Origin of the sequence: Bradyrhizobium roseum, from assembly GCF_030413175.1 — a bacterium.
GTDB lineage: Bacteria > Pseudomonadota > Alphaproteobacteria > Rhizobiales > Xanthobacteraceae > Bradyrhizobium > Bradyrhizobium roseum.
The window spans coordinates 4660058-4673599 of sequence record NZ_CP129212.1 but is presented as its reverse complement, the minus strand read 5'-3'; the positions used below and the strand labels follow the sequence as shown (position 1 = coordinate 4673599).

General features: G+C 63.9%; 8 protein-coding genes and 1 pseudogene. All 9 read left to right on the top strand.

Annotation, left to right across the window (positions count from 1 at the left end):
• Positions 1-5 precede the first annotated feature (5 nt).
• Positions 6-2015 (top strand): hydantoinase/oxoprolinase family protein, encoded by a 2010-nt coding sequence (locus QUH67_RS22315; RefSeq protein WP_300941264.1) that lies wholly within the window; start codon positions 6-8, stop codon positions 2013-2015.
• Positions 2012-3595, top strand: coding sequence for a hydantoinase B/oxoprolinase family protein (locus QUH67_RS22310; RefSeq protein ID WP_300941263.1), 1584 nt, complete (start codon positions 2012-2014; stop codon positions 3593-3595). Before QUH67_RS22315 ends, QUH67_RS22310 begins: the two co-directional genes overlap by 4 nt.
• The gene (locus tag QUH67_RS22305; protein WP_300941262.1) at positions 3592-4911 is read left to right on the top strand and encodes an aminotransferase class III-fold pyridoxal phosphate-dependent enzyme; all 1320 of its coding nucleotides are present in this window, start codon (positions 3592-3594) and stop codon (positions 4909-4911) included. The genes QUH67_RS22310 and QUH67_RS22305 overlap by 4 nt, the downstream gene beginning before the upstream one ends.
• Before the next feature lie 23 nt (positions 4912-4934).
• Positions 4935-6590, top strand: coding sequence for a long-chain-fatty-acid--CoA ligase (locus QUH67_RS22300; RefSeq protein WP_300941260.1), 1656 nt, complete (start codon positions 4935-4937; stop codon positions 6588-6590).
• Positions 6591-7074: 484 nt separating this feature from the next.
• Entirely contained in the window at positions 7075-9351 is a 2277-nt protein-coding gene (locus QUH67_RS22295) for a TonB-dependent receptor (RefSeq protein WP_300948134.1), read from the top strand.
• 254 nt (positions 9352-9605) lie between these two features.
• Positions 9606-10007, top strand: a pseudogene (locus QUH67_RS22290) (ParB N-terminal domain-containing protein); the annotation flags it as partial.
• A 54-nt stretch (positions 10008-10061) separates the two neighbouring features.
• Complete coding sequence (locus tag QUH67_RS22285; RefSeq protein ID WP_300948133.1) at positions 10062-11435, top strand: Y4yA family PLP-dependent enzyme; 1374 nt, start codon at positions 10062-10064, stop codon at positions 11433-11435.
• Positions 11408-12418, top strand: coding sequence for a PLP-dependent cysteine synthase family protein (locus QUH67_RS22280; RefSeq protein WP_320416089.1), 1011 nt, complete (start codon positions 11408-11410; stop codon positions 12416-12418). The genes QUH67_RS22285 and QUH67_RS22280 overlap by 28 nt, the downstream gene beginning before the upstream one ends.
• Positions 12415-13542 carry an NAD/NADP octopine/nopaline dehydrogenase family protein gene (locus QUH67_RS22275; protein ID WP_300941258.1) on the top strand — a complete coding sequence of 376 codons (1128 nt, stop codon included), beginning with the start codon at positions 12415-12417 and terminating at the stop codon, positions 13540-13542. The genes QUH67_RS22280 and QUH67_RS22275 overlap by 4 nt, the downstream gene beginning before the upstream one ends.

Sequence of the window (13542 nt, the reverse complement as noted above, 5' to 3'; positions counted from 1 at the left end):
ATGAGATGAACGATCTGAACAGGGAATGGGAAGTCGGAACCGACATCGGGGGCACTTTCACGGATATCATTGCCATCCGTCGTGATCCCTCGGAAACCCGGATCGCCAAGGTTCCGTCGCGCCCGCATGCGCCGGTCGATGCGATGCTCGAAGCCATCGAGGCCGTCGGGCTGCAGAAAGACCAGGTCAAGCGCTTCGTCCACGGCACCACGCGGGTGACCAATGCGATCGTCGAGGAGCGGCTGCCAAAGGTCGCGCTGGTCGCCACCGCGGGGTTCGAGGATGTGCTCGATATCGGCCGCTACCGGCGCCGCGACCTTTACCGTCTCGACATCCCGCCGAAATCTCCGTCATTGGTGCCGCGCGAGCTTTGCTTTGCTCTGGTCGAGCGGCTCGATCACGAAGGCAACGTGCTGAGGCCGCTGGAGGATCGGGAGATCGATCGTCTGGTGGCCTGGCTGAAGCAGACGGGGGTGCAAAGCGTGGCGGTGGCCTTGCTGCATGCCTACGCCAACCCGGTGCACGAGAGGATGCTGGCCGAGCGGCTGAAGGCGGTCGTGCCGCATGTCTCACTGTCGCACGAGGTCAATCCGGAGGCGCGGGAGTATGAGCGCACCTCGTCGACGGTGTTCAACGCGGCAGCAATGCCGATCGCGGTCGAATATTTGAGCGAGCTGGAACGGCGCCTGCCGATCGGGCCCGGCCTGCAGGTGTTCCACTCCGCCGGCGCCATGGTGCCGATTTCCGCGGTCAAGCGGCGTCCGCTGGTGATGGCGATGTCCGGGCCGGCGGCCGGTGTGTCGGCGTCGGTCAGCATTGCACGCCAGCTCGGTATCTCGAAAATGCTCACCTTCGACATGGGCGGTACCACCACCGACGTCTGCCTGATCATCGATGGGCAGGCGGAGATGGCGGATGGCCGGATGCTCGGGGATCGACCGCTGCGTCAGCCGATGCTGGCGGTTCACTCGATCGGTGCGGGGGGTGGTTCGATCGTGCGCAATGGGCCGGGCGGCTTGACCGTGGGACCCCAGAGCGCAGGGTCGGAGCCCGGCCCGGCGTGCTATGGCCGCGGCGGCACTGCGCCGACGATCACGGATGCCAACGCGGTGCTTGGCTATCTCAATCCCGAGACGCGGCTCGGCGACCGGATCAGCCTCGACATCGAGGCGGCCCGACGCGCCATTGCGCCGATTGCACAGGCGCTGAAACTGAATCTCGAGGAAACCGCACTCGGCATCGTCAAGGTCGCCAACGCCACCATGGCGCGGGCGCTGCGCCGGGTGACGGTGGAACGTGGTATCGACGGGCGCGACTGTACGCTATTGGCCTTTGGCGGTGGCGGTCCGATGCACGCGGCAGGATTGGCGGAGCTCTACGGTATCGGTTCGATCGTGGTGCCCAACGCATCGAGCGCATTTTCCGCGCTTGGCTGCCTGACCGCCGATTTCAGCTTTCTGCAGCAGCAGACCTTCCGTGTCGCGCTGGACGGCATCGATCTCGACCGGGTGCTGCAGCGGATCGAGACCCTGATCGAGCAGGCGTCGGAGCCGTTGATTGCCAACGGCGTTGCGCGCGCCGCGATCGATGTCGAGCTGGTGGCATTGATGCGCTATGCCGCGCAGAACGACGCCATTGCGGTGCCGTTCTCCCTGCCATTGGACGCTACGCGGCTGCGGCAAGATTTTCTCGTCCGCCACCAGGAACTGTTCGGCTACGCGACAGCGGAGAGTTGCGTCATCGAATCGGTGCGCGTGCAGGCGCGCCGGCCGTCGACCACCATCGTCGACCGCCCCACGACCACCATCCGAAAATTGCGTGCAGCCTCACGCAGATGCTCGTTCGATGGTGTTCATGACGTGGCGACCGAGATCGTGGACCGTGCTTCAATGGCGGCGGCGGTCTCCGGGCCCGCGATCATTGAAGACGCTTGGTCCACGGTCGTGATCCCACCGGGCTGGCAGGCCAAGCCAGACGCGATCGGTCATCTCTTTCTGACAAAGGTGACGCCATGAAGCTCGATCCGTTTACCGTTGAGGTGATCCGGCATGGCCTGTCGGCGGCGGCCGAGGAGATGAGCCTGGTGATGACGCGTTCGGCGCGTTCGCCACTGCTGCGCGAAGCGGGCGACCTGTCGTCTGCGATCACCGATGCCAAGGGCGATCTGGTCGGTCAGGGCCGGGATATTCCGATCCATCTCGGGGCGATGGCGTACACCGTTCCGGAACTGCTGAAGGTCATGCCTGTCAGCGGCCTGAACGACGGCGACGTTCTGATCTATAATCTGGGCGCGCTCGGCGGCAACCATCTGAACGACGTCAAGGTGGTTCGGCCGGTCTTCGTCGACGGCGCCATCGTCGCATTCGCCATCAGCCTTGCGCATTGGCCCGATATCGGTGGGACATGGCCTGGCAGCTACTTCGCCAAGGCGATCGATACCTTTCAGGAAGCGATGCGGATTCCCCCCATCCTGATTGCAACGGCTGCAGGCGTGACTACGCCGATCATGCAGCTTCTGAAGGCCAATGTGCGGGATCCGGAAGCGTGCGAGGGCGATCTGCTCGGGCAGATCGCGGCAACCAAGGCAGGCGAAAGGCGCATCGTCGAGCTTTGCCGGCAGCACGGCAAGGATGTCTTCACCGCGGCGCTGGCTCGCCTGCACGATCTCTCGGAGATCGAGATGCGTGAGGCGATCCGCGAATTGCCCGACGGCGTCTATGAAGGAGAGGATTACCTGGACGACGGCGGCGCGGGCGGCAAGCCCGCCCGCATTCACGTCAAGATCACCATCGCTGGCGACGAGGCAACCTTCGACCTGTCTGGTAGTGCCGACCGGGCCTCGAATTTCTGCAACACCACGCCGTTCATTGCGCGTTCCGCGGTGGCATATTCGGCGCGCATCATGAGCGGCCGCGACATGCAGCAAAATGCAGGAGCCTTGCGCCCGCTCACGATCATCACGCGCCAGGGATCGATTCTGGAGCCGGGGTGGACGGCGGCCGTTGCGGCTGGAAATCACGAAACCTCAATGCGCATCGTCGATGCGATCTTCCGGGCGATGCAGGACGCCATTCCCGAGCGCCTGTCCGCCGGCGGGACGACGACCGCCAGCGTGCTGTTCTTCGCCGAGCCGCGGTCGGACGGGTCCTGGCAGATGCTGTATGAGGTCCATGGCGGCGGCGAGGGCGCACGGCATGACCGCGACGGGGTTTCGGCAACGCGGGTGCACCTTGCCAATACGTCCAACACACCGGCCGAAGTGATCGAGGCCAACTACAAGATCCGGGTGGAACAGCAATCGATTCGCCGCGAGTCCGGGGGCGCCGGAAAATTCCGGGGCGGCGACGGCGTGGTGCGTTCCTATCGGATTCTCGCGCCGTCCATGCACCTGACCACGTGTATCGAGCGGATGGTGATCCCGCCCTTCGGCATGCAGGGCGGTCAACCCGGCGAGACCTGCCGGGTATCGCTGATCCGGAACGGCGCGAATGTCGAAATCGATGGCAAATCGAATCTGGTGCTGCAGCAGGACGATGTCGTCACCATCGAAAGCTGCGGCGGCGGCGGTTATGGAATGGAAGAGATTTCTCGATGAGTAAATTGTTGCGGACCGGCCTGAACGCGGGCGACAGCGCACCGCTTGCCGTCGTCGGGGGCGAGGGGGTCTATTTCCATCTCGAAGACGGCCGCCGCCTGATCGACGGCAGCAATACCGGCGGCGGACTCGGTCATCGTCATCCGGCGATGGTGGAAGCGATCCGCCGTGCGGCGGATACGCCCGTCGTCAACGAAGGCTGGACCTGGGTCGGGCGCGAACAGGCCGCCGACGATCTGATCCGAACGGCCTTCGAGGGTGAAGAGGACTGGGTCGGTGCCGTCCGTTTCTGCATCAGCGGCAGCGAAGCGAACGACATGGCGCTTTCGCTCTGTCAGGCGCTGACGCAGCGCACGGCGCTGGCCACCCGCGAACGCGCCTATCACGGCCTGGTCGGTCTGTCCCGCAGCATGACCGTGCAGCCGCAATGGCATGGCGGACTGGCGGTGCATGCCGGTGGCTCGCAACTTCCCGCCGCGATGGCGCCGGTCCGCATTCTGCCCGCGCCCGACGGCGCGATCTATGGCGCGCCTCCGAACAATCCGTCTCCGAAACAATATCTGGCTGACGCCGCAAGCACGCTCGCGGATACGGCGGCAACGATTATCGACTATACGCAAGGCGGCATTTATTACGACGCCGAATATCAGGACCAGCTGGCGCTACGGGCCCGCGAGGCCGGATCGATCTGGATCGCCGATGAGGTGGTGACCGGCGCGGGGCGGGCGGGACGATGGTTCGCGTTCCAAGGCGGCGAGACTCGTCCGGATATCGTGACGCTCGGCAAATCGCTGGGAGGCGGCGCTGCGGCTGTCGCAGCGGTGGTGGTGTCGAAAGCAATCGTCGAGCAGCTCAAGGGCAAGAGCTGGCAGAACTACGGAACGTTGCGTGGTCACCCGATCAGCATGGCCGCCATCAGCGCCTACCTCCGCGTGGTCACGGATGAAGATATCCTTTCCCGGGTGCGGCAGCTCGAAGAATTGTTCGCCCGGCGTCTGCTCGAGATCGCGCGGCGGCATCCGAGCGTCAGACGCGTGGCCGGGCAGGGCCTGCATTGGACCATCGAGCTGCATGGGCCGGACTGGCGGACCTGGCGCGCGGATACGCTTGAGGATCCCGTCGCTTCGCGCGTGGCGCTGCGTGCATTGGAGGCGGGCGCGGTCATCGGAACCAGCGGCGAACAGACCTCGCTGTTCCTCGCGCCACCGCTGGTGATTTCAGCCAATGAATCCCATCAACTGCTCGATGCGCTCGACCACGGCCTGCAGATTGCCGACGAGGAGCATGAACGTCGAACCACGGCCCATAAGGGCTGAACGGATTCGTCGATGGGCAACCAATGAACAGCGTGTCTTCCCGTTGGCCGGCTGGCGAACCTTGGCATTTGCCGATGCCCAACGGAACGCTGTACCACGCGCTGATGCGCGCCGCGCGACATAACCCCGATCATGCGGCAACGGCGTTCTATGGAGCCACGCTCAGCTATGCCGAGTTACGCCGTCGCGTCGATGCGATGGCGGCATTCCTGCAACATGTCTGCGGGGTCAAACGTGGTGATCGGGTTTTGATCGCGCTGCAGAACTCGCCGCAATACGTGATCGCGTACTACGCAGTGATGCGGGCGGACGCGGTGATCGTGCCGGTCAACCCGATGAACAAGACCGAAGAGATCGCCTTTCTCGCTGCCGACAGCGGTGCGACGGTGGCGATCGTCGGCAGCGAATTGTGCGAAATATTCGCGCCGCTGGTGGGAGCGGTACTCTCGCATGCCGTGGTCGCGCATTATCGCGATGAAGTTCCGACCGACACGCCCTATGCCTTGCCCGCCTGCGTGAAACAATCGAACGAGCCGCCGCGTTTACCGGGGTGGTTCCGCTGGCAGGAGGCGATCGCACAAGCGCGGTCCCCGATGCCAATGGCCGCAACGCCGGACGATCTGGTGATCATGCCGTACACTTCCGGCACCACGGGAAAACCGAAGGCCTGCATGCATACCCATCGCAGTGCGTTGTTCACCGCGGTGCTTCAGGCGCGATGGTACGGGCTCGGCCACGACGATGTCATGACGGGCTTCATGCCGTTGTTTCACGTCGCCGGAATGCAGGGATCGATGAATGCCGCCATCGTCGCGTGCGCGACGCTCGTTCTGATGGCCCGATGGGACAAGGATCTGATCCCGGATCTGTTCGAGGCGCACGGCGTGACGTTCTGGAACGCCGCGCCGACGATGATCGTCGACGTTCTCGCCAGTGCAGCGTTCCGCGACGGCAGCTTCGCGCGTCTGAAGATACTGACGGGCGGCGGCGCGACGATGCCCTCCGCGGTCGCCGAGCGGCTGAAGACACGTTTCAACCTCGATTTCATCGAGGGATATGGCATGACCGAGACGATGTCGCCGACCCATCTCAATCCGCTGGCCGCGCCGAAGCGTCAGTGTCTCGGTATTGCGGTGCATGAGACCGATGCGCGGGTGATCGATCCCGACACGCTGGAGGAACTGGGGGACGGTGTTGTGGGCGAAATCATCGTGCATGGGCCGCAGGTGCTGCAGGGCTATTGGAACAAGCCGGATGCCGACGCCAGCGCCTTCATCCAGCACGGCGGCAGGCGCTTTCTGCGGACCGGGGATATCGGTTACCGCGATGCCGAGGGGTACTTCTTCGCGGTCGACCGGCTGAAGCGGATGATCAACGTCAGTGGCTTCAAGGTCTGGCCGGCCGAGGTGGAAGCGATGATGTATGAACATCCCGCCATCAGGGAATGCTGCATTATCTCGTCGCCTGACAGCTATCGCGGAGAAACGGTCAAGGCGTTGGTGGCGGTGCACGAGGCCGCGAGATCGAAAGTTTCGCCGGACGATATCCTGTCGTGGTCACGCGAGAGGATGGCGAGCTACAAGGCGCCCCGTTCGGTGGTCCTGGTCGACAGCCTGCTGCGTACCGAGAGCAACAAGATCAGCTGGAGGCTCCTGCAGGAGGCCGAGTGGAAACGCTGACGGTACTGGCCAGGCTCCACCCAGACACGGATCGGTGATCTCAGCGTCGACCGGTTGGTGGTGGCGCAGGCCGGATCGCTGCTCTGCAAACACGCTCGCGTGCATCTTCCTGTCAAATTTGAAGACGCCGATTCTAGATTCTTCCAAGCAAGTTTGAATCTCTCCAAACGCGGAATCGACTGGCGCGGAATCGACCGGCTCCCGTCGGCGATCGTCGAGGCATTCTAAGTTGCAGTGCGCAGATTTGCGTTGTGGTCACGATGACATCGCTCTAAGGAAGTAGCGTAGATCGACAACAATCGAAGGTTGTCAAGAAAGCGCAGGCAACCGAGTGGAGTGCGATCTGCGCAGGGAGAGCTTTCGCGGCGCCTTAAGTGTCGGCCGAACCCGAGTACGGAGAGCGGATCTTCAACCGCGGTTGTTGCAGGCCGAGGCGTGGAGGCGTTCATGCCGGGTGAGGTGTGTTGATGGGGACTTTCTGGAAATGCGACGTGCAGATGGGGTTGGTACGGTAGCTCGCTTCGGAGCGATGCTGCTCGGTAGTGTGGCGTTGTTGGCGTGGTTCGAATCGCCTGCTCGATCCCAGACCTCGCAGGGCGGCACCTCCCTTCCACCCGTTACGGTCGATGCCCCGGCGCAGCAATCGCTCCGTCGTGCGCCAACCAAGCGAAGCGACGCGAGGTCCCGGTCGGCTTCACGCCGGGCCGTGCCTGGCGCTCCGCAACCCGAGCCCGCCGCGGTTCAATCGCAGCCGGGTGTCGTGCCGGCCTTCGCGGGCGGCCAGGTTGCTCAAGGTGCGCGGCTGGGAATGCTCGGGAATACCAGCACGATGAGGGCCCCCTTCAGCGTGACGAGCTATACGGATCAGTTCATCCGGGATCGGCAGGCGGCAACGGGTGCGGATGCCTTGATCCTGGATCCCTCGGTGCGCGCCACCCACCCATCCGGCGGCACCGTCGATTCCTTCAACATTCGCGGCTTCCCGATCAACGAAGGCAACAATGGCGAGTTTGCCTTCGAGGGGCTTTACGGCATCGCGCCGAGCTACCGAATCTTCACGGACTATGTCGAGCGATTGGAAGTGCTCAAGGGGCCTTCGGCCGCGCTCTCGGGCATTGCTCCCAATGGCGGTGTCGGCGGCGTCATCAACGTCGTGCCCAAGCGCGCGGCAGAGGATTTGACCCGCCTCACGGCGAGTTACGGTTCGACCTCCCGATTCGGCGGTCACTGGGACGTCGCAAGGCGCTACGGCGACAGCAGGCAATGGGGCGTGCGCGCCAGCGGCAGCCTGCGCGGCGGCGACACGCCTATTGACCGCCAGTCCGAGACGACGGGTGTCGGGGCGCTGGCGCTCGACTATCAGGGCGAACGGTACAGGTCCTGGTTTTACCTGATCGCGCAGACCGATCGATTCGACGCTCCGTCGCGTCCCTTCCTCATGACTGCCGGGGTGCCGGTGCCAAAGGCGCCGGATGGCCGCCTGAACGTGACGCAGCCCTGGGAATGGTCGCGCATCAGCGATCAATCCGTCCTGTGGCGCAACGAATACGATCTGACCAGCCAGGTGACGCTGTTTGCCGACGTCGGCGGATCGAAGACCAATGTCGAACGCTTCTTCGGACTCCCGACGATCACCAATGCCCTCGGCAACACGACCTCGACGCCGGGATTCTTCGGGCTCAGCATCGATCGGCACACCTATGATGGCGGCGTCCGCGCCAGGTTCGATACTGGATTCGTTCGCCATGCCGTCACCTTCCAGGGTTCGGTCTATCATGACGAATTGTTCCGGCGGACCACCAGCGGCACCGCGGTGACGTCGAACATCTATAGCCCGACGGTTGCGCCAACCCAGTTCGCCAACGAGATCCCCGGGCGCCCCCGGCTTTCGGAAAGCACTCTCACGGCGCTCTCGATCGCCGACACCATGTCCGTGCTTGATGAGCGTGTTTTGCTGACGCTGGGTGTCCGGCGCCAGGGCGTCGAGGCGGCCAACTATAACGCCAATGTCGGAACGTTGGGGAATTCCTACGACAAGAGCGCGACGACCCCCGTGGTCGGTCTCGTCGTTCGTCCCCTGGAGAACGTTTCCCTGTATGCAAACTATATCGAAGGTCTGAGCCGGGGCGATGTCGCGCCGTCGCAGCCGAATGTTTCCAATGGCAGCGAACTGCTCCCGCCCCACATGGCCAAACAGTACGAGGCCGGCATCAAGGTGGACTTCGGCCGGGTCGCAACGACTTTCAGCGCCTTCGAGATAACGAAGGGGAGCGGCGAAAACGTGTCTGGGCGCGTCGTGGCGACCGGCGAAACGCGGATGCGTGGGCTCGAGTTCAATGTCTTCGGCGAACTGATGCCCTATGTCCGCGTCCTCGGCGGCGTCTCGCTGCTGGATGGCACCCTGACCAAGGCTGCCAACGTGGCAAATATCGGCAACACGCCGATCGGCGTTCCGAACGTGCAGGCCAATATCGGCGCCGAGTGGGATCTGCCGTGGGTGACCGGGCTCACCGTCAACGGGGCGGTCATCTACACCGGCAGGCAGTTCGTCGATGCTGCGAACAAACAGCCGATCCCGGAGTGGACGCGGCTCGATCTCGGCGCCCGCTACACGACGGCGATCAACGGCAGGAAGACGGTCTTCCGCGCCAACGTGCAGAACGTGACCGGTGAGAGTTACTGGTCCAGCGTCGCCTCCTTCGGAACGTTCTACCTGGGGGCACCGCGCACCTATCTGCTGTCGATGACCGTGGACATGTAATCGCGGCTCCCTGAGCTTGGCGAGGTTCGTCATGGATGATTCTGCAGGCTCGATCGTTGGCGAGAGTGTCGGCACATTCGCTCGTCCGTTGCCCGTGCCACTGTCCTCGCCGATCCACCGGATCGTTCGTGATCAGCCGGCTTGCCTGCAAGCCCCCTATGTTGCCCGTAGCCAGTGCATGGGCGGCAGCGTAGCCATTCCACCCTGAGAAAGCTTGCCGAACCGTTCCTGCTGACAAAATCAGGCTGGTCGATATGCAAGTTTGCCTCCTTTCGCCAACATGCTTGATCCCGACCGAAGAGGTCGATCCCGACAGGGTAGCGGAGCTGCAGGCGCAAATCCTCCGCACGGGCTGCTGGGAAGTTCCGATCACGGCGGAGAAAGATGCTCTCTGCGTGATGGACGGTCATCATCGGCTTGCCGTGGCCGAAGCCCTGCAATTGCGGCTGGTGCCGGTCCTCCTCCTGGACTACAGCACGGTGCGGGTGGAGAGCTGGCGCCCGGGCGTGACGATCACGCCCGCCAGCATTCTCGAGATGGCGCGCAGCGGCCGAAAGTTTCCCTGCAAGACGACCCGGCACATTTTTGACCAAGGACTGCCGGCTTGTAACCTGCCATTGGAAGGGTTGCGCTGCCCTGTGCCGACAGAAGATGCCCTAACCAATTCCAGTCACCATGAAGCCGCGTGTCATAACCATCATAAAACAGACTTGAGCCTCTCGCCGATTCTGCGGCCGGCCACGGCGGATCTCCTGGCAGACAACGGCGCGCTGCTGCTCGATTGGGTCGCGCGGCATGGGTCTCCGATTAATCTGATCTGGCCCGACGAACTCGAGGGGAATGTCGCGGCGCTCAGAGACGTCCTGCGGGAGAGCGGGGTCGCGCATGCGCTCTACTATGGCGCAAAAGTCAACAAGTCGCCCGGGCTCATGGCGGCGGCTCTGCGCGCAAAGGCGGGCGTCGACGTCTCCAGCGTTTATGAATTGCGGGATGCCCGGCAGCTCGGCGCCGAGGGTGCGCAACTGGTGGCGACCGGTCCGGCGAAGACGCCCGCATTCCACAAGGAGCTTATCGGCTGCAACGCGCTGATATCGGTGGATTCGCCGGAAGAACTGGAGGATTTGATCCGCGAATTGCCGGCAAGCGGTCCGGCTCAGCCGGTGCTGCTGAGGCTGCGTCCGGCCAGCCAGGCGCGAAGCCGTTTTGGAATGCCCGTGGCGGTCTTCCGGCATTGCCTGTCGCGTATTGCCGGCGAAAGCCGGCTGCGCTTCGACGGGCTGCACTTTCATCTGAGCGGTTACGATTGGGAGTCTCGCGCGCAGGCAATCGACGAAGCCGCCGGCTTGATCGACGAATCCCGCGCGCTGGGTTTTGCGCCGCGCATGATCGACATCGGCGGCGGGTTGCCGATCCAATATGTCGATCAGCGCGCCTATCGGGCCTATCTCGAGATCCAGAAGCCCGAGGACTATCGCACCGGAAGGGTGCCGGCCTCCTTCTATCCTTACGGCGGAGAGCTCTCGGCGGCCGAATGGCTGCGCTGTCTGCTGCAAGCGCGGATGGCCGACGGCCGCAGCATCGCGAGCTATTTCGTCCAGGAGGGGCTGCTGTTGGCGCTGGAGCCCGGGCGAGCGCTGGCCGATCAGGCCGCGATTTCTGTCTTCCGCGTGTCGCGCGTCAAAGCGGTCGGCCCTGATGCCCATGTCGTCTTCGTCGAAGGCAGCAGCTTCAGCGCATGCGAAACCTGGTTTGCCTCTGAATTCCTGGTCGATCCCATCCTGGTGCCGGCGATGTCGCCGCCCGCCGCCGCAAGACCGATCCGGGCCTATCTGGCAGGCCATAGCTGCCTGGACGACGACGTCCTGAGCAACCGATGGCTCACCTTTCCGTTTCCTCCGCGCGCGGGAGACTTGCTGGTTTATGCCAACACCGCCGCCTACCAGATGGACCTCCTCGAAAACGAGTTTCATCGCCACCCGATGCCGAGCCGCCTTTGCGTGATTCAGGATGCAAAGGGGCAGCCAACACTCGTTCCCGACACGATAGGAGAGGCACAATGCTCTGCACGACCGTTAGCCAGTTGATCGGCCATACGCCGGTGATGCCGATCGCGGTACCCAACAGCGACGCCACGCTCGTACTGAAGCTTGAAAAGAACAATCCGGGCGGCTCGATGAAGGACCGCATGGCGCGCAGCATGGTGCTTGCCGCGCTCGAAGACGGGCGGCTCCCGCCGGGCGGCACGATCGTCGAATCGTCGTCCGGAAACACCGGAATCGGACTGGCGTTGATCGCATTGGAGTTGGGGCTGCGCTTCATTGCCGTCGTCGATCATCACGCCGCACCGGACAAGATCCGCACGATGCGCGCGCTTGGTGCTGAAATTCGTTATGTCGAAGGTGATTATCGGGAGGACGAGGTTGCCGTGGTGGAACGGCAGCGGCTGGCGGCTCAACTCGGCGCCCAGCTTCCCGATGCATTGTTCATGAACCAGTCCGACAATCCGGCAAACCCGGAGGGCTATGCCGGTTTCGTAGAGGAGCTGCTGGCGCAGCTCCCCGACGGCGTGGACGCCTATGTGGGTTGCGTCGGCACCGGGGGATCGATGACCGGCATCGCCCAGCGCCTGAAGCGGGCTAATCCTGCCGTTCGAACGATCGCGGTAGAACCGGCGGGCTCGATCGTCTTCGGCAAACCCGGCCATCCCTACTACCAGTCGGGCACGGGTACGCCCGCCGGCGACGAAGTCGGCAAGGTGCTCGATTATGGGTGCATCGACGAAGGGGTACAGGTCACCGATACCCAGGCCTTCGAAACGGCACGCTTTATCGCGCGGCGTTATGGAGTTCTGGTTGGTGGCTCGACGGGAGGCACCATCTACAAGGCGCTCGAATTCATTGCGGCCGGCAAGCTGTCCGGCACCGTGGTCACGCCCGTTGCCGATGGCGGTGAAAAATATCTCGGTTCGGTCTTCGACGATGAATGGATGGCCAAGCGCGACTTGCTGGATCCGTCGATCGCCGTGCAGCTTGACGGCTGGCTGCCGGCAAGGGCCCGCGCTGCATGAAGGTGACGATCTGCGGGGCAGGGCGAACGGGGCATTTGAATGCCGTGCTGTTCAAGCAGCGCGCAGGCGTCACTGTGTCGGTGTTGACGGGAGCGCCGGCCGTCGTCGATCGGTGGGCGCTTGGCGAAGGCGTTTGGCGGGCTGAGATGCCGGACGGTCTCGTGTTGGGCGGCCGGCCCGACCATGTCGGTACCGATCCGGGCGAGGCACTCGCCGACACCGACCTTGTCATCGTGACACAGCCGGCCCATGCGCGGCCTGCACTCCTGGACGACCTCGCACGGCATCTCCCCCGCGACAGGCCGGTCTATGTCGGCGCGATTCCCGGCTTTTGCGGCTTCGACTGGTTGGCGGCGAAAAGCCTGTCGGGCGCAGACAATGCCGTGATCTGGGGCATGAAGGACGTGCCGCATACCGCCTTTGAGCTGATCCCGGGCGAGCGCGTACGCATGGGAGGCGCCAAGGCTCATTTGTTCGCAGCTCTTCACCGCCGCGAAACCGAAGCGAGCGTCGTCGCGCTCCAGGCGATGCTCGGCCGGCTCTACGAAGCGCCCGTCACGGTGCTGCAGGACTATCTGGAGATTACGCTGACGCCGGGCAACGCGATCATGCATCCCGCCGTGCTCTACGCCTTGATCGGGCCTGGCGCGCCCTGGGAAAACAAGCCGTTCGACCGCCCGCTTTGCTGGTGGAGCGATTGCCCGCGGGCCGGCGCCGAGTTGCTGGAGGCCTGTGATGCGGAGAACCAGGCCATCCGGCATGCGGTCGAGGCGCGCCTGGGCATCGATCTCAGCTCGGTAAAGCCGCTCCGGCAGGAATTGATCGAGGCTTACGGCGACCAGATCGAAGACAGCAGCACCATGTATTCGCTGTTGCGAACCAACCGCGCCTATGCGGGCATTCACGCCCCGCTTGTTCCCAATCCGAACGGGCCCGGCCTGGTCATCGATCGCGCCAGCCGTGCCTTCCACGAAGACATCGCCTGCGGTCAGGCGCTGCTGGTGGAACTGGCCGCGCGGCTCGATGTGGCAACCCCCGCGATCACGAAAACCTACAACTGGGCGCTCAACGGCGGCTTCACCGAGTCGCCGCCGACCTGCTTGCCTGCAAACTGGCCGGAGTAA

Excerpts from the sequence above, each read along its gene's own strand:
- QUH67_RS22315 (WP_300941264.1), top strand. The coding sequence starts at position 6 with ATGAACGATCTGAACAGGGAATGGGAAGTCGGAACCGACATCGGGGGC.
- QUH67_RS22310 (WP_300941263.1), top strand. The coding sequence starts at position 2,012 with ATGAAGCTCGATCCGTTTACCGTTGAGGTGATCCGGCATGGCCTGTCG.
- QUH67_RS22305 (WP_300941262.1), top strand. The coding sequence starts at position 3,592 with ATGAGTAAATTGTTGCGGACCGGCCTGAACGCGGGCGACAGCGCACCG.
- QUH67_RS22300 (WP_300941260.1), top strand. The coding sequence starts at position 4,935 with ATGAACAGCGTGTCTTCCCGTTGGCCGGCTGGCGAACCTTGGCATTTG.
- QUH67_RS22295 (WP_300948134.1), top strand. The coding sequence starts at position 7,075 with ATGCGACGTGCAGATGGGGTTGGTACGGTAGCTCGCTTCGGAGCGATG.
- QUH67_RS22280 (WP_320416089.1), top strand. The coding sequence starts at position 11,408 with ATGCTCTGCACGACCGTTAGCCAGTTGATCGGCCATACGCCGGTGATG.
- QUH67_RS22275 (WP_300941258.1), top strand. The coding sequence starts at position 12,415 with ATGAAGGTGACGATCTGCGGGGCAGGGCGAACGGGGCATTTGAATGCC.